At 66.4% G+C, this 23,500-nt stretch carries 30 protein-coding genes; 10 read left to right on the top strand and 20 right to left on the bottom strand.

Translation table 11 applies throughout. From position 1 onward, the window contains the following. Positions 1 to 20 precede the first annotated feature (20 nt). The 17 genes from pnp to pspF form a co-directional block, all read right to left on the bottom strand. Positions 21 to 2,330 (bottom strand): polyribonucleotide nucleotidyltransferase, encoded by a 2,310-nt coding sequence (pnp, locus tag OLX23_RS15985; protein ID WP_264446013.1) that lies wholly within the window; start codon positions 2,328 to 2,330, stop codon positions 21 to 23. Between the two features lie 164 nt (positions 2,331 to 2,494). Further along, positions 2,495 to 2,764 (bottom strand): 30S ribosomal protein S15, encoded by a 270-nt coding sequence (rpsO, locus tag OLX23_RS15980; protein ID WP_264446012.1) that lies wholly within the window; start codon positions 2,762 to 2,764, stop codon positions 2,495 to 2,497. A 5-nt stretch (positions 2,765 to 2,769) separates the two neighbouring features. Further along, positions 2,770 to 3,669, bottom strand: coding sequence for a tRNA pseudouridine(55) synthase TruB (truB, locus tag OLX23_RS15975; protein ID WP_264446011.1), 900 nt, complete (start codon positions 3,667 to 3,669; stop codon positions 2,770 to 2,772). Continuing rightward, positions 3,669 to 4,172: a DUF2239 family protein gene (locus OLX23_RS15970; protein WP_264446010.1), complete on the bottom strand. Its 504-nt coding sequence runs from the start codon at positions 4,170 to 4,172 to the stop codon at positions 3,669 to 3,671. Before OLX23_RS15970 ends, truB begins: the two co-directional genes overlap by 1 nt. A gap of 70 nt (positions 4,173 to 4,242) precedes the next feature. Beyond that, on the bottom strand, positions 4,243 to 4,920 hold the full coding sequence (locus tag OLX23_RS15965) for a site-2 protease family protein (protein ID WP_264446009.1): 678 nt from the start codon (positions 4,918 to 4,920) through the stop codon (positions 4,243 to 4,245). Further along, on the bottom strand, positions 4,917 to 5,504 hold the full coding sequence (locus tag OLX23_RS15960; protein ID WP_264446008.1) for a thymidine kinase: 588 nt from the start codon (positions 5,502 to 5,504) through the stop codon (positions 4,917 to 4,919). The genes OLX23_RS15965 and OLX23_RS15960 overlap by 4 nt, the downstream gene beginning before the upstream one ends. 1 nt (position 5,505) lies before the next feature. After that, entirely contained in the window at positions 5,506 to 5,898 is a 393-nt protein-coding gene (locus tag OLX23_RS15955; RefSeq protein ID WP_264446007.1) for a type II toxin-antitoxin system VapC family toxin, read from the bottom strand. Further along, positions 5,895 to 6,170, bottom strand: a complete 276-nt coding sequence (locus OLX23_RS15950; RefSeq protein WP_264446006.1) for an AbrB/MazE/SpoVT family DNA-binding domain-containing protein — start codon at positions 6,168 to 6,170, stop codon at positions 5,895 to 5,897. The genes OLX23_RS15955 and OLX23_RS15950 overlap by 4 nt, the downstream gene beginning before the upstream one ends. 31 nt (positions 6,171 to 6,201) lie before the next feature. Beyond that, positions 6,202 to 6,606: a 30S ribosome-binding factor RbfA gene (rbfA, locus tag OLX23_RS15945; RefSeq protein WP_264446005.1), complete on the bottom strand. Its 405-nt coding sequence runs from the start codon at positions 6,604 to 6,606 to the stop codon at positions 6,202 to 6,204. A gap of 19 nt (positions 6,607 to 6,625) precedes the next feature. Beyond that, a complete protein-coding gene (locus OLX23_RS15940; protein WP_264446004.1) occupies positions 6,626 to 7,177 on the bottom strand; it encodes a DUF1697 domain-containing protein in 552 nt (183 codons plus the stop codon). Then, positions 7,177 to 7,683: a hypothetical protein gene (locus OLX23_RS15935; protein ID WP_264446003.1), complete on the bottom strand. Its 507-nt coding sequence runs from the start codon at positions 7,681 to 7,683 to the stop codon at positions 7,177 to 7,179. The genes OLX23_RS15940 and OLX23_RS15935 overlap by 1 nt, the downstream gene beginning before the upstream one ends. A 230-nt stretch (positions 7,684 to 7,913) precedes the next feature. Next, positions 7,914 to 8,069 (bottom strand): hypothetical protein, encoded by a 156-nt coding sequence (locus OLX23_RS15930; RefSeq protein ID WP_264446002.1) that lies wholly within the window; start codon positions 8,067 to 8,069, stop codon positions 7,914 to 7,916. A 37-nt stretch (positions 8,070 to 8,106) separates the two neighbouring features. Next, the gene (gene infB / locus OLX23_RS15925; protein ID WP_264446001.1) at positions 8,107 to 10,698 is read right to left on the bottom strand and encodes a translation initiation factor IF-2; all 2,592 of its coding nucleotides are present in this window, start codon (positions 10,696 to 10,698) and stop codon (positions 8,107 to 8,109) included. An 8-nt stretch (positions 10,699 to 10,706) separates the two neighbouring features. Next, positions 10,707 to 11,459, bottom strand: a complete 753-nt coding sequence (locus tag OLX23_RS15920; RefSeq protein WP_264446000.1) for a DUF448 domain-containing protein — start codon at positions 11,457 to 11,459, stop codon at positions 10,707 to 10,709. Continuing rightward, entirely contained in the window at positions 11,440 to 13,083 is a 1,644-nt protein-coding gene (gene nusA, locus OLX23_RS15915) for a transcription termination factor NusA (RefSeq protein WP_264445999.1), read from the bottom strand. Before nusA ends, OLX23_RS15920 begins: the two co-directional genes overlap by 20 nt. After that, positions 13,083 to 13,658, bottom strand: coding sequence for a ribosome maturation protein RimP (gene rimP / locus OLX23_RS15910; RefSeq protein WP_264445998.1), 576 nt, complete (start codon positions 13,656 to 13,658; stop codon positions 13,083 to 13,085). The genes nusA and rimP overlap by 1 nt, the downstream gene beginning before the upstream one ends. 130 nt (positions 13,659 to 13,788) lie before the next feature. Beyond that, complete coding sequence (gene pspF / locus OLX23_RS15905; RefSeq protein WP_264445997.1) at positions 13,789 to 14,802, bottom strand: phage shock protein operon transcriptional activator; 1,014 nt, start codon at positions 14,800 to 14,802, stop codon at positions 13,789 to 13,791. Between the two features lie 153 nt (positions 14,803 to 14,955). On the opposite strand from pspF, the gene OLX23_RS15900 reads away from it, so the two are divergent. From OLX23_RS15900 to OLX23_RS15865, 8 genes are all read left to right on the top strand, one after another. After that, on the top strand, positions 14,956 to 15,078 hold the full coding sequence (locus OLX23_RS15900) for a hypothetical protein (protein ID WP_264445996.1): 123 nt from the start codon (positions 14,956 to 14,958) through the stop codon (positions 15,076 to 15,078). Between the two features lie 311 nt (positions 15,079 to 15,389). Further along, the gene (pspA, locus tag OLX23_RS15895; RefSeq protein ID WP_413629906.1) at positions 15,390 to 16,124 is read left to right on the top strand and encodes a phage shock protein PspA; all 735 of its coding nucleotides are present in this window, start codon (positions 15,390 to 15,392) and stop codon (positions 16,122 to 16,124) included. 31 nt (positions 16,125 to 16,155) lie between these two features. Then, complete coding sequence (locus OLX23_RS15890; RefSeq protein ID WP_264445995.1) at positions 16,156 to 16,488, top strand: PspC domain-containing protein; 333 nt, start codon at positions 16,156 to 16,158, stop codon at positions 16,486 to 16,488. A gap of 23 nt (positions 16,489 to 16,511) precedes the next feature. Continuing rightward, the gene (locus OLX23_RS15885; protein ID WP_264445994.1) at positions 16,512 to 16,790 is read left to right on the top strand and encodes a hypothetical protein; all 279 of its coding nucleotides are present in this window, start codon (positions 16,512 to 16,514) and stop codon (positions 16,788 to 16,790) included. Positions 16,791 to 16,862: 72 nt separating this feature from the next. After that, positions 16,863 to 17,273 (top strand): SufE family protein, encoded by a 411-nt coding sequence (locus tag OLX23_RS15880; RefSeq protein ID WP_264445993.1) that lies wholly within the window; start codon positions 16,863 to 16,865, stop codon positions 17,271 to 17,273. A gap of 7 nt (positions 17,274 to 17,280) precedes the next feature. Then, positions 17,281 to 17,631 (top strand): YbaN family protein, encoded by a 351-nt coding sequence (locus OLX23_RS15875; RefSeq protein WP_264445992.1) that lies wholly within the window; start codon positions 17,281 to 17,283, stop codon positions 17,629 to 17,631. Between the two features lie 260 nt (positions 17,632 to 17,891). Further along, complete coding sequence (locus OLX23_RS15870; RefSeq protein WP_264445991.1) at positions 17,892 to 18,959, top strand: hypothetical protein; 1,068 nt, start codon at positions 17,892 to 17,894, stop codon at positions 18,957 to 18,959. Between the two features lie 45 nt (positions 18,960 to 19,004). After that, entirely contained in the window at positions 19,005 to 19,676 is a 672-nt protein-coding gene (locus OLX23_RS15865) for a UPF0149 family protein (RefSeq protein ID WP_264445990.1), read from the top strand. A gap of 155 nt (positions 19,677 to 19,831) precedes the next feature. Here the strand turns inward: OLX23_RS15865 and OLX23_RS15860 are convergent, their stop codons facing one another. Next, positions 19,832 to 20,767: a helix-turn-helix domain-containing protein gene (locus tag OLX23_RS15860; protein WP_264445989.1), complete on the bottom strand. Its 936-nt coding sequence runs from the start codon at positions 20,765 to 20,767 to the stop codon at positions 19,832 to 19,834. Between the two features lie 63 nt (positions 20,768 to 20,830). Beyond that, positions 20,831 to 21,736 (bottom strand): SDR family NAD(P)-dependent oxidoreductase, encoded by a 906-nt coding sequence (locus OLX23_RS15855; protein WP_264445988.1) that lies wholly within the window; start codon positions 21,734 to 21,736, stop codon positions 20,831 to 20,833. 153 nt (positions 21,737 to 21,889) lie between these two features. Here OLX23_RS15855 and OLX23_RS15850 point away from each other — a divergent pair, with 153 nt between their 5' ends. Then, positions 21,890 to 22,237 carry a hypothetical protein gene (locus OLX23_RS15850; RefSeq protein WP_264445987.1) on the top strand — a complete coding sequence of 116 codons (348 nt, stop codon included), beginning with the start codon at positions 21,890 to 21,892 and terminating at the stop codon, positions 22,235 to 22,237. A gap of 166 nt (positions 22,238 to 22,403) precedes the next feature. On the opposite strand, the gene OLX23_RS15845 is transcribed toward OLX23_RS15850, so the two are convergent. Further along, positions 22,404 to 22,922, bottom strand: a complete 519-nt coding sequence (locus tag OLX23_RS15845) for a sterol desaturase family protein (RefSeq protein WP_264445986.1) — start codon at positions 22,920 to 22,922, stop codon at positions 22,404 to 22,406. Between the two features lie 146 nt (positions 22,923 to 23,068). Here OLX23_RS15845 and OLX23_RS15840 point away from each other — a divergent pair, with 146 nt between their 5' ends. After that, positions 23,069 to 23,458 (top strand): hypothetical protein, encoded by a 390-nt coding sequence (locus OLX23_RS15840; protein WP_264445985.1) that lies wholly within the window; start codon positions 23,069 to 23,071, stop codon positions 23,456 to 23,458. The last annotated feature ends 42 nt before the right edge of the window (positions 23,459 to 23,500 follow it).

The raw sequence follows: 23,500 nt of genomic DNA, 5'->3' as shown, positions 1-23,500 counted from the left end.
GTTTTCGGTTCTGACGGGACTTAGTCGTCCTTCAGGAAAGCCGGCATGTGGTCGGGGTTGCCGCCACCTTCACCGTCGCGGTCGCGACGAGGACGGTCGCCGCCGTCACGACGGGGGCCGCGATCGCGGTCACCGCCACGGCCGCCACCGCCGCTGCGCGGACCGCGGCGATCGCCGCGGTCGCCACGATCACCGCGCGGTTCGCGCGGCTCGCGGGCGGGACGCGTGTCCTCGAGCTCTTCGCCAGTCTCCTGGTCGACGACGCGCATCGACAGGCGGACCTTGCCGCGGTTGTCGATCTCGAGGACCTTGACCTTGACCTCCTGGCCTTCCTTGACGACGTCGGTCGGCTTCTCGACACGCTCGTTCTTCATCTCGGAGACGTGGACGAGACCGTCCTTGCCGCCCATGAAGTTCACGAAGGCGCCGAAGTCGACGATGTTGACGACCTTGCCGTTGTAGATCTTGCCGACCTCGGCTTCCTCGACGATGCCGAGGATCCAGTTCTTGGCGGCCTCGATCTGGTTGAGGTCCGAAGACGAGATCTTGATCAGGCCTTCGTCGTCGATGTCGACCTTGGCGCCGGTCTCGGCGACGATCTCGCGGATGACCTTGCCGCCCGTACCGATGACTTCGCGGATCTTCGACTTGTCGATCTGCAGCGTCTCGATGCGCGGTGCGTGCGCCGACAGCTCGGTGCGCGCGGTGCCCAGGGCCTTGGTCATCTCGCCCAGGATGTGGGCGCGACCGTCCTTGGCCTGGTTCAGAGCGGCTTCGAAGATCTCGCGCGTGATGCCCGCGACCTTGATGTCCATCTGCATCGTGGTGATGCCTTCGGAGGTGCCGGCCACCTTGAAGTCCATGTCGCCGAGGTGATCTTCATCACCCAGGATGTCGGACAGCACGGTGAATTCCTTGCCTTCGAGGATCAGGCCCATGGCGATACCCGAGACCGGACGCTTGAGCGGAACGCCCGCGTCCATCATGGCCAGAGCGCCGCCGCAGACCGTCGCCATCGACGACGAACCGTTCGACTCGGTGATGTCGGACACCACGCGGATCGTGTAGGGGAACTCTTCCTTGGTCGGCAGCACCGCCTGCAGCGCGCGCCAGGCGAGCTTGCCGTGGCCGGTGTCGCGACGCGACGGGGCGCCGAAACGACCGACTTCGCCGACCGAGTAGGGCGGGAAGTTATAGTGCAGCATGAAGTTCGAGTAGGAGAGACCCTCCAGCCCGTCGATCATCTGCTCGGCGTCCTTGGTGCCCAGGGTGGTGGTGCAGATCGACTGCGTCTCACCACGCGTGAACAGCGCCGAACCATGCGTGCGCGGCAGCAGGCCCACGGTCGCCTCGATCGGGCGGACCTGGGTGGTCTTGCGGCCGTCGATGCGCGTGCCGTCCTTGAGGATGGCGGTGCGGACGACGTCGGCCTCGACCTTCTTGACGGTCTTGATCGCGACCATCTGGGTCTGCGCGTCCTGGTCCGCGAAAGCGGCCTTGGCCTTGTCGCGCGCGGCGTTGAGCGCGTTCGAACGCTCGGACTTGTTGGTCAGCTTGTAGGCTGCCGCGATGTCCTTGCCGATCAGGTCCTTGAGCTGCTTCTTGATCGCCGAGTTGTCGGAGATCTGAACTTCCCACGGATCCTTGGCGGCCTTCTCGGCCAGCTGGATGATCGCGCCGATGACCTTCTTGATCTCGTCGTGCGCGAAGATGACCGCGCCGAGCATGACCTCTTCCGAAAGCTCCTTGGCTTCGGATTCGACCATCATCACCGCGTCCTGGGTGGCGGCGACGACGAGGTCGAGCTCGCCGTTCTTGATCGCGTCGTCCTGCTTCGGGTTCAGCGTGTATTCGCCGTCCTTGTAGCCGACGCGCGCGGCGCCGATCGGGCCCATGAAGGGCACGCCCGAGATGGTCAGCGCGGCCGAAGCGGCGATCATCGCGACGATGTCGGGCTCGACCTCGCCGTCATAGCTCAGCACCTGAGCGATGACGTTGATCTCGTTGTAGAAGCCTTCGGGGAACAGCGGACGGACCGGACGGTCGATCAGGCGGGAGACCAAGGTCTCCTTCTCGGTGGCGCCGCGTTCGCGCTTGAAGAAGCCACCGGGGATGCGACCCGCGGCGAAGAACTTTTCCTGGTAGTGGACGGTCAGGGGGAAGAAGTCCTGGCCTTCCTTGACCGACTTGGCGGCGGTCACGGCGCAAAGCACCACGGTTTCGCCATAGGTGGCGAGGACCGCGCCGTCAGCCTGACGGGCAATGCGGCCGGTTTCCAGAGTGAGGGTCTTTCCGCCCCACTCCACCGATACGGTTTTCGTGTCGAACATGTAGTTTCCTTCAACCCGCCTGCCCTATTGCCGGCGGGGTTTGCTGCCGGGTGTACCGTCCCGGTCCGGTTGGGGCGCTGCTGGCCCCTTTCCCGCCCCGCCGCCGAATTGCGCACGGGGCTGATACAAGAAGCGGCCCGCTAGGGGCCGCTTCAAAACTCTGCTTACTTGCGCAGGCCAAGCTTCTGAATGAGTGCGTTGTAGCGCGCGACGTCCTTCTTCTTCAGGTAGTCGAGCAGCGAACGGCGCTTGTTGACCATCATCAGCAGACCGCGGCGCGAGTGGTTGTCCTTGTGGTGCGCCTTGAAGTGCTCGGTCAGCGTGACGATACGGCTCGTCAGGATCGCGACCTGTACTTCCGGCGAACCGGTGTCACCCTTCGCGCGGGCGTTGTCCTGGATGATTTCCTGCTTCTTCTCGGCGGTAACCGACATGTCATTTACTCCGCGACATCGGGAAGGTTGAAGCCTCTGACCACGCGGGCGTCGCCGCCCGAAAGTTCCACCAGCGCCAGGGGACGATCCCCGATCCGCGCCCAGTAGAGCCCATCGTCAAAAGCCAGCTCGGACAGAACCCGGCCCTGGCGGACCATGCTTGCCTGTTCCGAGCCGAGGTCTAGAGCCGGGATGTCGACCAGCCCTGCCTCCAGCGGCAAGATCACGTTCTCAAGGGGGGCGCCCTTGCCGATCTCGTTCAATTTGTCCAGCGAAATCGCCTGGGACAGGTCGAACGGTCCGGCGCGCAGCCGGCGCAGCATCGTCACGTGCCCGACCGTACCCAGCGCCCGCGCGAGATCGCGCGCGAGACTGCGGATGTAGGTGCCCTTGGAGACATATGCCTCGAAGGTCGCCGCCTCGTCCTCGGTGGAGAGGAGGCGCAGTTCGTGGATCGTGACGTGGCGCGACTTGAGCTCGACCGCCTCGCCCTTGCGCGCGAGGTCGTAGGCGCGCTCGCCGTCGACCATCAGCGCCGAATAGGCGGGCGGCACCTGCTCGATCGGGCCGGTGAAGCGCGGCAGCGCGGCTTCGATCTCGGCTTGGTTTGGGCGGTGCGGGCTCTCGGCAATGACCTTGCCCTCGAGATCGAGCGTGTCGGTCTCCGCCCCGAAGCGCAGGGTGAAGGCATAGACCTTGCTGGCATCAAGCATGCGCCCCGCCAGCTTGGTCGCCTCGCCCAGCGCGATCGGCAGTACGCCCGTCGCCAGCGGGTCGAGCGTGCCGCCGTGGCCGACCTTGACCTTGCCGAGCCCCGCCTGGCGCAGGTTGCGCTTCACCGCCGCCACCGCCTGGGTCGAGCCGAGTTCGAGCGGCTTGTCGAGAATGATCCAGCCGTGCGGCATCACGCGGCCTCGGGCCAGGCCAGCGCCGCGCCGTGGTCGCGCACCGCTTCGGGCCAGCCCTCCGCGAGTTCATCGAACCGTACGCGATCGCCGGCATAGAGCGCACGCATCGCCTCTTCGTAGCCGGGCCGGTCGCCGGCCATGACGGTGAGGAAGCGATAGGCGGCATCGAGGCACTCGCGCGCCGAACGCGCCCGCTTGCGCGCCTCCTCGATCAACCGGCGCAAGGTCGCCGAGGCGCCGCCCGGCTGCCCCGCCAGCCATTCCCAATGGCGCGGCAGCAGGGTCACCTCGCGCGCCGAGACGCCCAGCGACGGCCGTCCGCGCCCACGCGGCGCCTCGACTTCGCGGACCGGCAGGTCGATCTGCCTGCCGCTCTCGTCATCGAACACGAGCACATCCGAAGCCCGCTCCAATGGCGGCAAGCCGCGGAGCTGGCTGGCGACGTCCTCGGCAGAGCCGCGGGCGAAGATCGCGTTCTCGACGAAAGCGGTAACGGGCATGACAAATTCCTCCTGCCCGCGCCGATAATTTAACCCGGATATAAATGTCAACATTAAACCCGGATAAAAATCACAGATGCGCAACGGCCTCGGCCAGTGCCAGATAGTGCCCGACCGCCCACTGCACGGGCGGGACCACGACGCTCTCGACGATGGACAGGCTGGGGACGAACGAGGGCAGCACGATCAGCAGCAGGATGATCAGCCCGAAGCCGTAAGGCCGCAGCCGATCGAACTTCTCCGCAGCAGCCGGCGGCAGCAGCCCCTCGACGATGTGCGAACCGTCGAACGGCGGCAGCGGCAGCAGGTTGAACAACGCGAGGAAGACGTTGATCTGCAGGAAGTTGATCAGGTTCGTCACGACGAATTCGGACGTTTCGCGGCCATAGACGCCGACAATCAGCCCCAGCAGGACCGCGCCGATCGCCGCGAGCACGAAGTTGGTCGCGGGCCCCGCCGCCGCGACGATCATCATGCCGGTGCGCGGATTGCGCAGCCGCCACTTGTTGACCGGCACCGGCTTGGCCCAGCCGAGCACCGGCGCCTTCACCAGCGCGAGGAAGCCCGGAAGGATGATCGTGCCGACCGGATCGACGTGGCGCAGCGGATTGAGGCTCAGCCGCTTCATCTCGGCCGCGGTCGGATCGCCGAGCGCGCGCGCGACCCAGCCGTGCGCGACCTCGTGGAAGACGATGGCGACAATCAGCGGCACGATCAGCGCCGCCGCCTGGATCACGGTCTCGATCATGCGCTATTCCGTCCCAAGGCCTCGCCGAAATGCCGACGACACAGCGCCACGTAGCGGTCGTTGCCGCCGACCTCGATCTGCGCCCCCTCGCGCACGGCAGCGCCGTCCTGGTCGACGCGCAGGTTCATCGTCGCCTTGCGGCCGCAATGGCAGACCGCCTTGAGCTCGATCAGCGCATCGGCAATGCCGAGCAGCGCGCCCGAGCCGGGAAACAGCTCGCCCTGAAAGTCGGTGCGCAGGCCGTAACACAACACCGGAATATTCGCCTCGTCGGCCAGCCGCGCGAGCTGCCAAACCTGCGCGACCGACAGCCACTGCGCCTCGTCGACGAACACGCAGGCCAGCGGCTGTACGGCATGGGCCGCGGTGATGCGCGCCCAGAGGTCGGTCTCCGGCTCGTAGCGATGGGCATCGGCGGCAAGGCCGATGCGGCTGGCGATCGCCGCGTCGCCGCCGCGATCGTCGAAGGCCGCGGTCCACAGCATCGTCGCCATGCCGCGCTCGCGATAGTTGAAATTGGCCTGGAGCAAGGTCGAGGATTTACCCGCGTTCATGCTGGCATAGTAGAAATAGAGCTTGGCCATCTTATCCCAGCAATCGCACCTGGATCGGAGTCTTGTCGCCAGCCTGCTTCGCCAGACGCTTGTCGAATGAAACGAATTCCCGAGCGATCGGATCGCACGAAGCCAGATGCATCATGTCGGCGAAATCGGCGCCATGGGCAAAGCGGCCGATGGCCCAGCGCATCGCGTCGTCATCAGGAACGATGATCGTCTCGATCGCCATCAAATCCTCGAAAGCCTGGGCAATGGCCTCCCGCGGCCAACGATAGACGGCCTCCAGAATCCATCCTGTTTCGACCACCACCGTCCAGATGAGGCGGCATTCCTCATCGAGCAGTTGCCTCGCGCTCGCATACTGACCTTCATCGTCGCGAACGATCAGGCGCACGACGACGTTGGTGTCGAGCGCGATCATTCGCCGCGTTCAAGCCACTTGCGATAGGCTTCCTGCGAAAAGCTCAATTCCTCCACAGGAACGGCCGGCCCTTCGTGCGGGCGCCGAGAATGAATGCGCGCCAAAGCCTCGTCCGCACTTAGCGAGCCTGCACGGCGAGGCTTGCGCAAAATGACGCCTTCGCCCGTCACGATTACTTCAAGCTCGCTGCCCTGCAGCCAACCCAATCGATCGCGGACATCCTTGGGGATGACGACTTGGCCCTTGGCCGAAAGCTTGGTCTGCGCGGTCACAGTAGTAAGATACGTCTTACCCGATCCGAAATCAATCGCCCTCGCCCGCCTCGAGATCGCGCACCACGCGCGGATCTGACAGCAACGCGTCGATACGGCTGGCCTCGTCGAAGCTCTCGTCGGGCAGGAACTTGATCTTCGCCGCGTACTTGAGCTTGAGCCGCTGCGCGACCTCGCGCTGGAAGAAGGCGGTGTTGGTGCGCAGCGCCTTGAGCACGACCTCCTCGTCGGCGCCGAGCAGCGGCTTGGCATAGACCGAGGCGTGGCGCAGGTCGGGCGACATGCGCACTTCGGTGACGCTGACCGCGTGGGCGGAGAGCACGTCGTCGTGCACCTCCTGCCGCGTCAGCAGGTCGGAGATGACGTGCCGCACCTGCTCGCCGACCTTGAGAAGCCGGACGCTGCGGGTTTCGGGCGTGGTAGTGGGGCGGGCCATCCTGTTCGAACTTTCGTCTTCAATCTGTTGCGATCGCGGCGTCTGACATCTTGGCCAGCATGCGCTTCATCGTCTGCAGGCTCCGGGCGGTGCCCCGCTGGCCGAGCCGGCGTTCGATGAATGATGCCACCTGCTTGCCCTCGGCGACGCTGGAAAAATAGTCGATATGGAGTGCCCGGTCACCGAATGCCAGCCGTTCCGCACCCTGGCGTCCGTTCTCCATCCGCGCGAAGGCATCGGCATCGACCGCCCCGTCGAGGAACAGCGTGTGGACGATCGCATCCTCATAGGCGCCCGCGAACGGATTTTCCGCGATGGCCGCGGCCAGCGAGGCCCGCGAGCGGACCAGCACCGGCGACTGCATGCCGAAGCGCTGGCGCATGATCAGGCGCAGCTTTTCCTCGAGCCCTTCGTCCGGGCGCTCGTCGTGATCGAGCAGCAGGTTTCCGCCGGAGACGACGGTCTCGATATTCGAGAAACCTTCAGCTTCAAGCGCCGCACGCAATTCAGCCATGGTCAGGCGCTTGGCACCGACGCGAAGGCTGTCGAACAAGGCGAGGTAGCGGGGCATCACTTGCAGTACCGGACGATCGAGCGGGGATTTAGGCGCGCCATCTCGGCGTTGTAGGCGCGGATGTAGTCTTCCTCTGCCTGTCCACAAGCAGTTCGGGGCGAATTGACAGGATCGGCCGCACCCGTATAGTGGTCACCTTTCCGAACGAGCATGTGGACGGAAAAAACTTGAAAAGGCAGCTCACGCCACACCTTCGGATCATCTTGCCAACATTGCCGCGACACACGTCCTGCAGCATCACGGAAAGGTATCGCGCCTTCCGCAACTCGCTGCATCCAGTCCCATTCATTTTTCATGTCGAAGAAAAACCGCGCCTCGCCGCGACCTAAGTCGACCAAGGCATCGTGCCGCGGATCGTGCTGGGATATGGCTGCAACACAAGCCTTCACGCCTTGATCGAATGCGCTTCGCCTGACTCCCAAGGCAATGACGAGGCCGACAACGAGAATGCCGACCACCGTCGCGAGGCAGACTGACAGGAAAGTGGCGTCGCGCCGCTTCATTTCAAAACCTGCCTTGCCGATTCCTCGATGTAGTAGAAGCTCCGAAGGATAAGCGATCCGCACATATCCATCATGCTTCGCCTATCTTGAAAATTTCCGGCCGTGTGATAGATTACACACATCACTACATTTGACGTGTTCACATGATCATCGCCTGAGCCCGGATGTTCCAGCATCCGGGCTCAAATCGTATTGGGAGCCGGCATTCCAGTGCCGGCTCCCTCACCAGTTCACTTGCGACCCAGCTCTATGAGCTTGATCACCAAACCGACGAGACCGACCATGAAGGTCGCGACGCCGAGAACCAGAATCACCACATTTTCTATAATCACATGATACCACCGCCTTTCCGCCGCAAGTTGCGGCAGGAAAGCGATAGTCTTCATGCTTGCGATACAGAAACGCTACAGCGTCCGTTCTCGTTCAAAGCGTACGTTCGCGCATCTCGACGTCGAAGGTCTCGAGGATGTCGCCCGGCTTGATGTCGTTCGTATCCTGGAGGACCACACCGCATTCCAGACCGGCGCGGACTTCGGCCACGTCGTCCTTGAAGCGTCGCAGCGAGGCGATCGTCGTCTTCGAGACGATGACGTCGTCGCGGGTGACGCGGGCGTAGAGGCCCTTGCGGATATAGCCGTCGGTGACGAGCAGACCCGCCGCCTTGTCCTTCTTGCCGGCCGGGAAGATCTCTTTGATCTCGGCGCGGCCGACCACGGTTTCGATGCGCTCCGGCCCCCAGATACCCGCCATTTCCTTGGCGACTTCCTCGGTGAGCTGGTAGATCACGTCGAAGTACTTCATCGGCACCTTGAAGCGCTCGACCATCTCGCGCGCCTTGGCGTTCGGACGGACGTTGAAGCCGACGACCGGCGCACCGGCGGCCTGCGCCAGCGACACGTCGCTCTCGGTGATCGCACCGACGCCCGAATGCAGCACGCGCACCTTGATCTCGTCGTTCGAGATCTTGTTGAGCGCATTGACGATGGCCTCGGCCGAACCCTGAACGTCGGCCTTGACGACGATCGGGTATTCCAGAACCGTCTGCTTGTCCTTGAGCGCCGAGAACATGTTCTCGAGGCTGGCCGGCGCCGCAGTCGTGCGCTTCGCGGTCGCCTGCTCCTGACGGTAGCCCGCGACTTCGCGCGCACGCGCCTCGTTCTCGACGACGGTCAGCGTATCGCCGGCCATCGGCACGCCGCCGAGACCGAGGACCTCGACCGGCAGCGAGGGCGGTGCCTGCTTGATCTGGCGGCCCTTGTCGTCGTGCATCGCACGGACGCGGCCCGACTGGGTACCGACCACGAAGATGTCGCCGACCTTGAGCGTGCCGCGATTGACCAGCACGGTCGCCAGCGGGCCCTTGCCCTTGTCGAGCTTGGCTTCGACCACGGTGGCCTCGGCCGCGCGGTCGGGATTGGCCTTGAGCTCGAGAAGTTCGGCCTGAAGCAGGATCTTCTCGATCAGTTCGTCGAGGCCCGCGCCGGTCTTGGCCGAGACCTCGACGTCCTGCACGTCGCCCGACATCGCCTCGACGACGATCTCGTGCTCGAGCAGGCGCTCGCGAATCTTCTGGGCCTTGAACTCGGGCTTGTCGCTCTTGGTGATCGCCACGATCATCGGCACGCCGGCCGCCTTGGTGTGGTTGATCGCCTCGATCGTCTGCGGCATCAGGCCGTCGTCACCCGCGACCACCAGGATGACGATGTCGGTGGCATTGGCACCGCGCATGCGCATTTCGGTGAAGGCCTCGTGGCCCGGGGTGTCGAGGAAGGTGATCAGGTCACCGCCCTTGGTCTTGATCTGATAGGCGCCGATGTGCTGCGTGATGCCGCCGGCCTCGCCGCGCACCACGTCGGTGCCGCGCAGCGCGTCGAGCAGGCTGGTCTTGCCGTGGTCGACGTGGCCCATGATCGTGACCACGGGCGGACGGGTCTGCAGCGTGTCCTCGGCATCGACGTCGGCCGCATGGTCGATGTCGACGTCGCTCTCGGAAACGCGCGTGATGTTGTGGCCGAATTCCTCGACCAGCAGCTCCGCCGTATCCTGGTCGATCGTCTGGTTGACGGTGACCATGACGCCCATCTTGAACAGCGCCTTCACCAGGTCCGCGCCCTTCTCGGCCATGCGGTTGGCGAGTTCGCCGACGGTGATCGTCTCGGGCACGACCACGTCGCGCACCTGCTTCTCGCGCGGCTGCGACTGGCCGGCGTAATGCGCACGACGTTCCTTCTCGCGGGCACGCTTGAGCGCAGCGAGCGAGCGGGCGCGGGCGCCCTCGTCCTCGTTCAGCGCGCGCGTGACGGTGAGCTTGCCCGACTGGCGACGATCGCCGGCACCGGTCTTGTCACGGGCATGGGCCGGCTTCTTGGCCGGCGGCTCTGGACGCTTGGGGGCGACGACGGGGGTGAAGCGGCGCGGTGCGGGCGCGGCGGCCTGCGCGGGCGCTGCAGCAGTCGTCGCGGGCGCGCTGCTCGCGGGTGCAGCCGCGGTGGCGGCAGGCGCCTCGACGGCGGCTTCGGGCTGGACTGCGGGCGCGGCGGGAGCCTCGACGGCGGGAGCGGCCTCGGGCGCAGGCGGGCTCTCGACGACGGGTTCGGCCGCCTTGGCCTGGTTCGCTTCGGCGCGACGACGCTCTTCGTCGGCGGCGCGCACGCGCTCTTCCTCCTCGCGGCGGCTGGCCGCCTCGAGCGAAGCCATACGAGCTTCCTCGGCCTCGCGCAGCAGGCGCTGCTGCAGTTCCTGGCGCGTCTCACCGGTCGGCGCGACATTGGTCGGCCGCGGCGCGGGCTGCGGGGCCTGCTGGACCGGCGGCGGGGGCGGCGGCGGCGCAGCGACTTCGGGCGCGGCCGTCTCGGGGGCACCGGGCTTGCCGATCAGCTTGCGGCGCTTGACCTCGACCACGACCTTGTTGGTGCGGCCGTGGCTGAAGGTCTGCTTGACCTCGCCCGCTTCGACCGAACGCTTCAGTCCCAGCGGCTTGCGGCCCAGCGTCGGTTTGTTGTCGGTATCGCTCATACGTGTACTTATGCCCTTCGGTCCAAATTCGTCGTCATGGCCAGCGGCGCGGCGGAATCCGCCGGTTGCAAGCCTTCATCTGTGCCAGTCGCTTCGGCCACCGTCATACCGGCGGTCCCGAGGTAACGAAGCAGGCGCTGCAGCGGGTCCGATAGCCTTTCGGCCGCCTTCTTGTCGGTCAGCGCCAGGTGGACGACGTTGTCGCGGCCCAATGCCACAGACAGAGCCGCCCGGTCCAGTGGCAAGGTGACGCCACGCAGACCACTGCCCTCGGCCTCCTCGCCCACGCGCCAGGCCTGGTCGAGCTTGCGCGAGCCGTCCTCGGCCGCGTCGGCCGCGTGCGCGAGCCAGGCGACCTTGCCTTGCCGCGCGTTCTCGGCGATGCGATCGGAGCCGACGAGCAGCTTGCCCGCGCGCATCTCCAGCCCCAGGCGATCGGTGAAGGTGCGCAGGAGCGCGGCTTCGATCCGTTCGGCCAGGTCTTCGGGAATGGTCAGCGCAGCACCCTTGAAGGCGCGCGCCAGCGCTCCCTTAAGTTTGCCCTTGGTCAGTGCGATTTCAAGGTCTGCGCGCGAAACGCCGATCCAGGCGCCGCGCCCGGGCGCGCGCGCCAGCGCATCGGGCAGCACCAATCCGTCCGGCGAGATCGCCAGACGGATCAGCGCATCCCGCGCCGCGTGCTCGCCGGAAAGGATGCATTTCCTCTCCGGCTCAGCCGCTGACCTGTCGGAGCCTAGGCGCTCATTGTGAGGATTCCGCATCGGCGGCCTCCTCGGTTGCCGGCCCATTGTCGCCTTCGGGTTCGTCGTCGAACCAGTGCGCACGCGCGGCCATGATGATCTCGTTGCCCTGCTCTTCGTTCAGGCCGTACTCGCCGAGCACGCCGCCCTTGTCTTCCTCGCGGCGGCTGTCGCGGCGCGGCGGCGAATTGTCGCGGCGGCGCTGCTCCTGGCGCTTCTTGGCGATGAGCTCGTCGGTGGCGAGGTCGGCCAGGTCGTCGAGCGTCTTGATGCCGGCCTTGCCGAGCGTGACCAGCATCGCCTCGGTCAGGTGCGGCAGCTCGGCCAGGGCGTCCTCGACGCCCAGACCGCGACGCTCCTGACGGTGCGCTTCCTCGCGGCGCTCGAGCGCTTCGCTGGCGCGGCTCTGCAGCTCTTCGGCCAGTTCCTCGTCGAAGCCTTCGATCGTCGCCAGCTCGGACAGTTCGATGTAGGCGACTTCCTCGAGCTCGCTGAAGCCTTCGGCCACCAGCAGCTGCGACAGGGTCTCGTCGACGTCGAGCTCTTCCTCGAACATCTTCGAGCGCTCGGCGAATTCCTTCTGGCGCTTCTCCGAAGCCTCGGCCTCGGTCATGATGTCGATCGCCGAGGCGGTCAGCTGCGAGGCCAGACGCACGTTCTGGCCGCGGCGACCGATCGCCAGCGACAGCTGATCGTCGGGCACCACCACCTCGATGCGGCTCTCTTCCTCGTCGATGACGACGCGGCTGACCGTGGCGGGCTGGAGCGCGTTGACGACGAAGGTCGCGGTGTCCTCGCTCCAGGGGATGATGTCGATCTTCTCGCCCTGCAGCTCCTGCACGACGGCCTGGACGCGGCTGCCCTTCATGCCGACGCAGGCGCCGACCGGGTCGATCGACGAGTCGCGGCTAATCACGCCGATCTTGGCGCGCGAGCCCGGATCGCGGGCGGCGGCCTTGATCTCGATGACGTTGTCGTAGATCTCGGGCACTTCCTGCGCGAAGAGCTTCTTCATGAACTCGGGGTGCGCGCGGCTCAGGAAGATCTGCGGACCGCGGTTCTGGCGCTCGACCTTGAGGATCAGCGCGCGCACGCGCTCACCGACGCGGGCGGCTTCACGCGGGATCTGCTGATCGCGGCGGATGACGCCCTCGGCGCGGCCGAGGTTGACGATGACGTGGCCGAATTCGACCGACTTGATCACGCCGGTGATGATCTCACCCGCACGATCCTTGAATTCCTCGTACTGGCGCTCGCGCTCGGCATCGCGGACCTTCTGGAAGATCACCTGCTTGGCTGACTGCGCGTCGATGCGGCCGAGATCGACCGGCGGCAGCGGATCGACGATGAAGTCGCCCAGCTTGGCGTTCTTGTCGAGCTTCTCGGCGGCCTTGAGATCGACCTGCTTGAAGTAGTCCTCGACCTCCTCGACCACTTCGACGACGCGCCACAGACGCAGGTCGCCGGTGCGCTGGTCGAGCTTGGCGCGGATGTCGTTCTCGGCACCGTAGCGGTTGCGCGCGGACTTCTGGATCGCCTCTTCCATCGCCTCGATGACGATCGACTTGTCGATCATCTTCTCGGTGGCGACCGAGTTCGCGATCGCGAGCAGTTCGGCGCGGTTTGCGGACATCGCACTGGCCATTATGAGTCTTCCTGTTCCTCGAAAATCTCTTCGGCGCCTTCGGTTTCGAGCGGGCGCGTGGCGGCAATCAATCGGTCGGTCAAGACCAGCTTGGCGGACTGGACATCGGCAAAGGCAAAGCTGACGCGGCCGCTCTTGCGGTCGTCGAAGGCAATCACGTCACCCTCGATGCCGACGAGGTCACCCTGGAGCGCCTTGCGGTTGTCGGCAACCGGAACGGCCAGCTGGACCTTGGCCTCGTGACCGATCCAATCGGCGAAGTCCTTCGCGCGGGTCAACGGACGGTCGATGCCCGGCGAGCTGACCTCGAGTCGGTAAGCATCGTCGATCAGCATTTCGCCGGCGGCTTCGAGTTCGTCGATGCGGTCGGAGATGCGATGCGACAGCGCGGCGCAGTCGTCGAGCACGAGCTGGCCAGTCTCGGGCCGCTCGGCCATGATCTGCAGCGTATATTCGTCGGCCTCGCCCAGCGGGCCGATCTCGCCACCGCGGAAATAGACCACGCGCACGAGTTCGAATCCCAGGGCCTTGACCTCGGGTTCGATCACTTCGGTAATGCGCGCGATATCCGCCATGAAAACTCCAAAAGCCCGGAATGCGAGCAAGGCCTTAGGGCGCCGCCACCTTCCGGTGCCGGCCCTGACCTTGCTAACAATGTCGGGATGAGCTGCAGATAGGCGCAAAGCCGCCCCAATGCAAGCACGATCAGGCGCGCTGGATAAGTCCGTGCCGCTTCATCGCATGGCGTAGTTGATCGTAGCTCAGGCCCAGCTCGGGCGCGGTGCTGCGCTGGTTCCAGCGATGGCGCGTCAACGCCGCCTCGATCAGACCGCGCTCGTAGGCATCGACCGCGACACGCAGGTCGCCCCGCTCGGACGGCAGCGGAGTCGCAGCCGCCGCCGGCCCCACCTTCGCCGCCACCGGCTCCACGGCGCCGCGCGGCTGCCAGGGGCTCTCGAACGGATCGAAGACGATGTCCGCGACCGGACCCTCGAAGGAATCCCAGCGATAGACCGCACGCTCGACGACGTTGCGCAGTTCGCGCACGTTGCCGGGCCAGACATGCGCAGCCAGCGCCGCCCGCGCCTCTGGCGCAAACCCCGGCCAGCCGTCCCAGCCGGCCTCGGTCGCCATGCGGCGGCCGTAGTGCTCAGCCAGCAGCAGCACGTCCTCGCCGCGCGCACGCAAGGGCGGCAGGGTGATCACCTCGAAGCTCAGCCGGTCGAGCAGATCGGCACGAAACCGCCCCTGCTCGGCGAGCGCGGGCAGGTTCTCGTTGGTCGCAGCGACGATGCGCACGTCGACCCGCAACGGCCGCGAGGCACCGATGCGCGTGACCTCGCCATATTCGATCGCGCGCAGCAGCCGCTCCTGCGCCGCGGCCGACAGGGTCGCCAGCTCGTCGAGGAACAGGGTGCCGCCATCGGCTTCCTCGAAGCGCCCAGCCCGCGCCCGCGTCGCGCCGGTGAAGGCGCCCGCCTCATGTCCGAACAGTTCGGCCTCGATCAGGGTTTCGGGCAGCGCCGCGCAGTTGAGCACGATCATCGCCTCGCCCCAGCGCGGCGACAGGCGATGCAGGCGCTCGGCGATCAGTTCCTTGCCGGTGCCGCGCTCGCCGATCACCAGCACCGGCCGATTGAGCGCCGCCGCCCGGCTCGCCCGCTCGAGCGCGTCGAGAAAGGCGATCGATTCACCGATGAACTGAACCTCGCGCTCCATTCCCAATAATTAGCGTATTTCACCAATTCATGGCAATTCATTTAGCGGACAGCACCATATACTTTTTGCACATGGCGTTGATTTAAAGTCATAAAATCAAACTGGCACGGCCGTTGCTATTCCTTGGGCAGTCACTCCAAGAAGGATGCAATCATGAGCCCTCAGCACACCCTGCCCCGCTCCGCCGCCTTCCCGGCGCTGAGCCTGCTCGACCGCGCGATCTTCGCCAGCATCAGCGCGATGAGCGTCTTCGCGCTGTTCTCGCCGCTGCTCTGACCACCCACAAAGGATCCCGCGATGATCCCGCAAGTCCTCCTCGCCCTGGCCGCGCTAACCGCAACGGCTGCGCCGCCGTCGGCCGCCCACTGCGAGCCGCCGCCGCAGCGGGACGCCGGATCGCGCTGCCCCAACATTCCGCAATTTACCCTGCAACGAGAGGCCAGACCGTGATCGAACACCAGACCCCCACCCCCAACAATATTGGGGCCAGCGACATCGGGGCCGACATCGGCGCCTATACCGCCCCCCAGCCCGAAGCCGCCGCCGTCAGGCCGCTGCCGCCGCGGCTCGGCCCGCCGCCTTCGCGCATCGATATGGAAATCGATCGCGTTCGGCTCTATCCCAAGTCTCAAACCGGAGTACGCCGCATGGGCATCTTCTCGCGCACGCGGGACATCATCGCCGCCAATATCACCGACATGCTCGACAAGGCCGAGGACCCGGCCAAGATGATCCGCCTGATCATCCTCGAGATGGAGGAAACCCTGGTCGAGGTCCGCTCGAGCGCAGCACGCTCGCTGGCGGAGCAGAAGGAAATGCGCCGGCACATCGCCAAGCTCGAGCATTTCCAGGCCGACTGGACCGAGAAGGCGCAGCTCGCGCTGTCCAAGGACCGCGAGGACCTGGCGCGCGCAGCCCTGCTCGAACGCCAGAAGGCGGCCGATCTCGTCGGCCAGCTCGAGCGCGACATCGCCACGCTCGACGAGTCGGTGCGCGCCTATGAGGACGATATCGACAAGCTGCAGAACCGCCTGCGCGAGGCGCGCCAGCGCCAGCGTTCGATCGTGGCCCGGCTCGAAAGCGCCGAACATCGCGTGCGCATGCGCACCCTGATGTCGAGCGAGCGCGTCGACGCCGCTATGGCGCGGTTCGACCAGCTCGAACGCCGCGTCGACTATGCCGAAGGTCGTGCCGACTCGTTCGATCTCGGCAGCAAGGCCCAGCCCTCGCTCGCCGACGAGATCGCCGCGCTCGAGAGCAACGACAAGGTCGATCGCGAACTCGAAGCCCTCAAGCGCAAGCTCGGCGACACGTCGAACTGAGCCCCGTCAACGCAAGCGTGAAAGGCAAGTCATGCGACGCAAATTCTACCTCAACAAGCGCGACGGCAAGCTCATGGGCGTCTGCGCGGGCCTGGCCGACTATACCGGCATCGACGTGCTGTGGATCCGCATCGCCACCGCCGTGCTGTTCCTCGCCGGCGTCGGTTCGCTGCTGCTCGTCTATCTGCTGATCGGCTTCGTGGCCAATCCCGCGCCGGCGGGGCTGGACGACCACTATAGCCCACGCTCGGGCCTCGACGGCAGCCGTGGTCACTGGCGTGCCGACAGCCCGCTCGGCGACGTCGAGACCTACTATTCCACGTCGAACCCGCGCCTTTCGCGCGAAATCGACGGGCTGCGCTGAGCGGCGGAACGGGGGAATCACCGATGAACCTGGAAATCCTGATCCCGCTCGCGCCTTTCATCATGGTTGGCTTCATCGTCTGGTCGAAACACCAGACCAAGCTGGCCGAGATGCAGCTCAAGGGTGCGACGATGGAGACCGCGGAGAAGGCCGCGCAATATGCGACCCACATCCGCGAACTCGAAGAGCGCGTGCGCGTGCTCGAACGTATCGTCACCGACCGCGGCTATGACATCTCCACGCAGATCGAGGCGCTGCGCGACACCCAGCGCGTCGAAACCCGGGCGAGCGAGCGGCCCTGAGCGGGCCCGGAGACCATTATGATCGAGCGCGCGGGGCTTGTGCACCCGCGCGCTTCGACTAGATGACCCGCCATGCGCACGCTCGACGACATATTCGAAGAATACAGCTTCCTCGAAGGGGACGATCGCTACACCATGCTGGTCGAACTCGGACGGGAGCTCGATCCCATGCCCGACCCGCTGAAGACCGATGCGACCAAGGTTCGCGGCTGCTCGGCCTCTGTCTGGGTCTATCCGACGCAGCTCGACGACGGCCGTTTGCACTTCCTCGCCGACAGCAATGCCGGGATCACCAAGGGCATCGTCGCGCTGGTGCTATCGGCGGTGCAGGACCGCCCGGCGCAGGACATCGCCGAGACCGACATCGCCGCGCTGCTCGAACCCTTCGGCCTCAAGAACCAGCTATCGTCGAACCGCACCCAGGGCGTACCCAACATGATCGCGCTGATCCGGGAAACCGCCGCGCGCTACGCGGCGGGCTGAGCCGGGCATGGCCAGGCACCTCTACCTGGCCGCCGGACTGCTCTGCGTCGCACTGGGTACGGTGGGCGCCTTCCTGCCCGTCCTGCCGACCGTACCGTTCCTGCTGCTCGCGGTGTTCTGCTTCGCGCGCAGCCGCCCCGAATGGGCCGAGCGGCTCTATGCCCATCCGCGCTATGGCCCGGCACTGCAGCAATGGCGCGACCGCAAGGCGATCTCGCGCAAGGCCAAGGTTTCCGCCCTGGCGGTGATGGCGCTGAGCGCGCTGGTCTCCTGGCTGACGATCGGCTGGCACTGGGCCGCCGTGGTCACCGGCGTGCTGCTGTGCACCGGCACCTGGATCGCGACGCGCGCGGAGTAGCGTGTGCCGCGCCACCCTCATCCAAGCTTCGCTAGCTCCTGACGGAGCAAGCTGCGCTATCCTTCTCCCGCCAGCGGGAGAAGGTAAGAGCTCGTCAAACCCTCTCCCGCTGGCGGGAGAGGCAGCGAGACTTGGTGAGCCGGAGGCGAACCTAGTCGCAGCAGTGAGGGTGGCAGGGACATCAGAGTCCCCAAGCGGGGATTGACCCGCGATCCCCGCCCGGTCCGTAATCCTCCCCAAGCAAAGAACGGGAGAGTCGGATGGAAAAGCTGCGCGTCGTCCAGTGGAACACGGGCAAGGTCGGCAAGCTCGCGATGCAGGGGATCCTCGACAATCCCAGGCTCGAACTCGTCGGCGTCTATGCCCATTCGCCCGAGAAGGTCGGCCAGGACGCCGGCGCGCTCTGCGGCCGGCCCGACACCGGGATCAAGGCCACCAACTCGATCGACGACATCATCGCGGCAAAGCCGCACGCGGTGATCTACACGGCCTTTACCGGCGACGTCGACGAGGTGGCCAAGCTGCTCGAAGCCGGCATCAACGTGCTCTCGACCAACCTGTTCTTCCACGTCGGCGGCATCCGCGGCGCGGTCAAGGATCGGCTCCAGGCGGCGGGCGAGCGCGGCCAGGCCTCGCTCTACATCACCGGCATCAACCCCGGCTGGATCAACTCGCTGGCCACGGCGATCACCGCGGTCTGCGCGCGGGTCGATTGCGTGTCGATCTACGAATCCGCGGACTGCTCGGGCTACGAATCGCCCGAGACCTGGAACTTCTTCCGCATGGGCCAGCACGGCGTCACCGACGAGGTGATCGAGGCGGCCAAGACCTGGCTGGTCATGTTCAAGGACGCCGCCGAAAGAGTCGCCGAAGGTCTGGGCCTCGAACTCGACGAGGTCGATTTCTACTGCGACTACGCGACGGCCGCCGAGAGGGTCGACCTCGGCTGGTTCCTGATGGAAAAGGGCACCAACGCCGCGGTCCGCGCGGGCTGGAACGGCAAGATCAAGGGCGAGACGCGCGTGCGTGCGCAGATCACCTGGTACCTGACCAAGAAGATCGCCGAGGACTGGGACATCGACGACAAGGAATATCACCTCGTCGTCGACGGCGCGCCCAGCGTCGACCTGCACATGCATTTCAGCAATCCCGCGGATTCGCCGGTCGACGGCGCCTGGAGCCCGACCGCGACCACCTCCTACGCGACGATCAACGCGATCCCGCAGATCGTCGCGGCCAAGCCCGGCGTGCTAACCCTGCACGACATCGGCCTGCCCTATGCCCCGGCCGGCGCCTGGGAACAGGGCACGCGCCGCGGCTGGGGCTGACGCGCCCGCTTCACCTGAGGCTGTGATCGCCCTAGGGGGCGAGCCATGCGTATATCGTCCCCCCGCCTCCGTCGCCTCGACGGCGCCCTCGCGAACCTGCCCGAGGAGAGCGAGGCCATGCTGCTCAGCGATCTCGACGGCTATCTGGCCGGCGTGATCGTCTGCCCCGACCAAGTGCTGCCCGACGAATGGCTGCCGCTGGTGTGGAGCGCCGACGGCACCGCGACGCCCTTCGTCGATGACGACGAGGCGCGCTGGTACGCAGAGCTGGTGCTCGACCACCACGACCGGCTGCGCCAGGCGCTCGACACGGGCCGCCACGCGCCGTTCTTCGAGATCGACGCGCGGCACGACGAGGTGATGTGGGAGCTGTGGATCGAAGGCTTCGCCGCGGCGGTGAACCTGCGCCCGCTGGCCTGGGGCGCCATCGCCGAAAGCGGCGACGCCGAGGCCGTGGCGGCGATGGCGGGAATGGACACGCTCGTCCGCATCGCCCGCGACGAGTGCGATCTCGACCGCGCCGAGATCGACCGGCTGACCCTGGAGGCGCCCGCGCTGATCCCCGAATGGACGCTGCGGCTCAACGCCTGGCGCCGCGAACACCGCGGCGCGGCCGCCGGTTCGGCCGATACGCCGCGGCCTACGAAGATCGGCCGCAACGATCCCTGCACCTGCGGATCGGGCAAGAAGTACAAGAAGTGCTGCGGCGCCGGGTGATAGGGGCGCCTCTCACCACTCTTCGTCACCCCGGGCTTGATCCGGGGTCCCGCTTTTTGCGGCAAGCGATACGCTGGGATCGATAGCGGGACCCCGGATCAAGTCCGGGGTGACGGCAGAAGGAATCATTCCGGCTCAAATCCGATCCGGAGCGTTCAATTCGCCGCCTTGATCTCGCTCGGCAGCATGCCCGTCGCGCGGCGGAAGGCCGAGCGGAAACCACCGGGGCTCGAAAAGCCGAGGCGGCCCGCGACCTCGGCCACGGAGGCGCCTTCGCGGAGCATCGGCGTCGCACGCTCGACCATCACCGTCTCGCGGTACTTGCCGAGTGTCTGGCCGGTCTCGGTGCGGAAGGCACGGGCCAGGTGGCGCACGGTCATGTCGCAGAGCTCGGCCAGCTCGGCGAGATCGGGCAGCGGATCGTCGGCATAGAGCCGGTCACGCAGCCGTTGCAGACGCCAGGGCGCCATGCCCCCGCGGCGGAAGTCGGCGACGCTGCGCAGCTCGAACTTGCGGACGATTTCGACCGCGAGCTGCTGCGCGAAGGTCGCGAGCATCGCGTCGGTGCCGAAGTCGGGCGAAGACAGTTCGCGGTACATGCGCCGGATCAGCCATTCGATCTGCCCGCCCGACAGGCTGAAGGCCTCGTGCAGCAGGCCGTCGTGCCATTCGGGCAGGTCCGCGAGGAAGCTCTCGAGCAGTCTTGCGTCGAGCAGGCAGCGGATCGCGCGCGACGACCCCGCATCGCTCAGGCAGGACAGCGCCTGCCCCGGCGGCACCAGCGCCAGCGCGCCCATGCTGCTCGCCGCGTTGCGCCCCGACCTGAGATTGGTGACGACGTTCGACGGCCCCTTCCCGTCGAGCGACAGGTGCAGCAGGTAGCAGTGGTTCTCGGTGGTCCAGACGCTTTCGACCGGCTTCGACCACGAAAACTGCCGCACCTCGACCGCGCCGCCGGCGAAGTCGAGGCGATGTTCGGCGGTGAAGCGATCGACCTGATCGACGATCGACTTCTCGATATTGACCCACTTCGCCAGCTCGCGCTTGCGCTGGGCCATTGCCGGATCGCTGCCGATCTGCCCTGTCGTCATCCTGCCTGTCCCGGCGCCGTTCGGTCGGCGCGGCACCGATTCTATCACGATCGCAGGCAGGCTCTAGACTTTCGTGGTGACGATGAGACGGTCTTCGGCGGTCCGTTCCGTCTCAGTCACGTCGGCCGGCACGCCGAGGCCGGCCATCTCGCGCTCGGCCCAGAACAGGCGGCCGGTATATTCCTCGGGATTCGCGCAGCTCGCGAAATAGACGATCATCCGCGCGGGCACGCTGGGCGGCACCGGGCGGTTGTCGCCCTCCTTGGGGTCGAAGCCCTGCGCCTCGAGCCGGGCGCTGACGATCTCGGTGGCGACCCAGCCCGGATGCATGCCGATGACGTAGACCCCGTGCTTGCGCAGTTCGGGCGCGATCACGTTGCCGAGCCGGTCAAGCGCGCGCTTGCTCGCGAAATAGCTGGGCACGACGAGATTGCGGCCGACCACCTCGGCCGGGGGTACGTGCTCCTCGGGCATGCGGAACACCTCGCCGCTGCCGGTGGTGACGTTGACGATGCGCCCGCCGCCGCGCGCCGCCATGATCGGCGTGACGAGCTGCATCAGGATGAACGGCGCGTGGAGGTTGATGTCGAAGTCGTTGCTCCACTCGTCGAAGCTGAGGTCGAGGAACTTCTTCTGCCAGACCGAGCCGACGGTCGAGGCGGCGTTGTTTACCAGCACGTCGATGCCGCCGAAGCGTTCGACCGTCGTGTCGACGAGCCGGCGCAGGTCGGCCTGGTTCGCGAGATCGGTCTGCACGACCAGCGCCTCGCCGCCCATGGCCTCGATCGCCTGCAACGCCTCGCCGAGGCTGCCCGGCAGGCTGGGATCGGGATCGACCGTCCGCGCCGCCAGCACCACCTTGGCGCCGCGCTGCGCGAAATAGAGCGCCGCCTGCCGCCCCACGCCGCGGCTCGCGCCCGTGACGATCACGACCTTGCCGGTGAGATCCTGTTCCTTCTGCCGTTCCATGCCTCTTCCCTTTCGCATCCTGTTTGACCGCAGCATCGGTCGGCGCCGCGCGGGTGCCTAGCCAGCGAAGCCGGCGACAGCGCAGGAAAGGGACATTTTCGCGCCGGCCCCGCGCGATTTGCACGCCGATCCAAGGCCCGATAAGGCACGGCGATGGCCAAAGCCGACCGTCTCGCCCGTCTCGATGATCGCCGCTGCGAAGCGGAAGCCGAATATCTAACCGCGCTCGTCGCGGCGCTGCAGGCGACCGCCGCGGGCAAATGGGGGCTGTTCGGCCATCAGCGCGACAAGGCGGCGCAGAAGCGCGCGGCCCCCGTCCTCGCCGAGCTCGACGAACTGGCTGAGGAGATCGACAAGGCGCGCGATCAGCTCGCCATGCCGCCGTTCGACCTCCACCGCGAATTCCTCGCGGCGCGCGGTCCGGTCGGCCCCGAAGCGGTCGGCGAACCCAAGCAGGCGCAGGCCTGGCTCGATCGCCTCGATCCCGGTCAGCCTGGCTGACCCTTCCCAAGGTCGTGACCACCTCTTCACCGTCGCCCCTGCGTAGGCAGGGGCCCAGCTGACGTCGCAACACCGCGCCGTTCGCATCAGGAAGAGAGCTTGGTTGGGCCCCTGCCTACGCAGGGGCGACGAAAGTGGGGAGGCCAAGGACGGAAAAGCCGAACCTTCAGTCCTCGATCGCCTCGCGCAGCACGGCCACGCCGGCCTGGCGCTGTTCGCGCAGCTCACGCTTGAGCGCCGCGGGATCGCGCGCGATCACGAAGCCGAAGCTGACGCCGCCTTCCTTGCAGGTGGTCGCATGGTGCAGCTTGTGCGCCTGGACCAGCCGCTTGGCATAGCCGCCGCGCGGTACCCAGCGGAAATACCGCTGGTGGACCAGGCCGTCGTGGATCAGCGTATAGATCACCCCGTAGACCAGCACGCCGAGGCCGATCCATGTGCCCGGCTCCCAGGCTCCCGCGCCCATGACCAGCGGGCTGCCCAGCGCGAACATCGCGATGCTCATGGCCGCGCCGACCAGGGCATAGAGGTCGTTCTTCTCGAGCAGCTTGTCGTGCGGTTCGTGGTGATCGCGGTGCCAGCCCCAGCCGAAGCCGTGCATCACGTACTTGTGGCTGGCCCAGGCCACGAATTCCATCGCGGCTACGGTGGCGAGGACGATCAGGACGGCGGCCAGGCTGGACATGGCTTCGCCCTTTAATCCGAAGTTCATCGGTTGGCCATGTCCGCGGCACCTGGCGACCATTTGCGACAGTTTGAAACGAGCCTTTTTGGCCTTTCAGGTGTTTCCTGAACACCTCCCCGCCCCCCCGGGAGAAACGGAGAAAGACCATGAATACCTTCAAGAAGTTCGCCGCCCCCCTCGCGATTGCCGCCGCTGCCCTGTCGATGGCCGGTGCGGCCCAGGCCCAGCCCTATGGCGGCCCCCGCCATGACGTCCGCAACGACGCCTGGCGCCTGACGCCGGCGCGCAACAACGAGATCCGCCAGGACATCAATTCGCTCGACACGGCGATCACCCGCGCCACCCAGCGCCGCACGATCTCGCCGCGCGAGGCCCAGGGCCTGCGCCGCCAGGCGACCGACGTGAAGCGCCTCTATGCGCAGTATGCGCGCAACGGCCTCGATCGCAGCGAAGTTAGCAATCTGCAGCAGCGCGTGAACTCGGTCCGCGTCGCGCTCCGCATGGAGCGTCGCGACTGGGACGGTCGCCGCGGCTAAGTCGCCTTGCCCCTCGGGGCATCTCCGGGAGCGCGGCGGCCC

The organism is Novosphingobium sp. JCM 18896, assembly GCF_025938095.1.
Classification (GTDB): Bacteria; Pseudomonadota; Alphaproteobacteria; order Sphingomonadales; family Sphingomonadaceae; genus Novosphingobium.
Note: the sequence above shows the minus strand (reverse complement) of the source record. Positions and strands in the feature narration are given on the sequence as shown.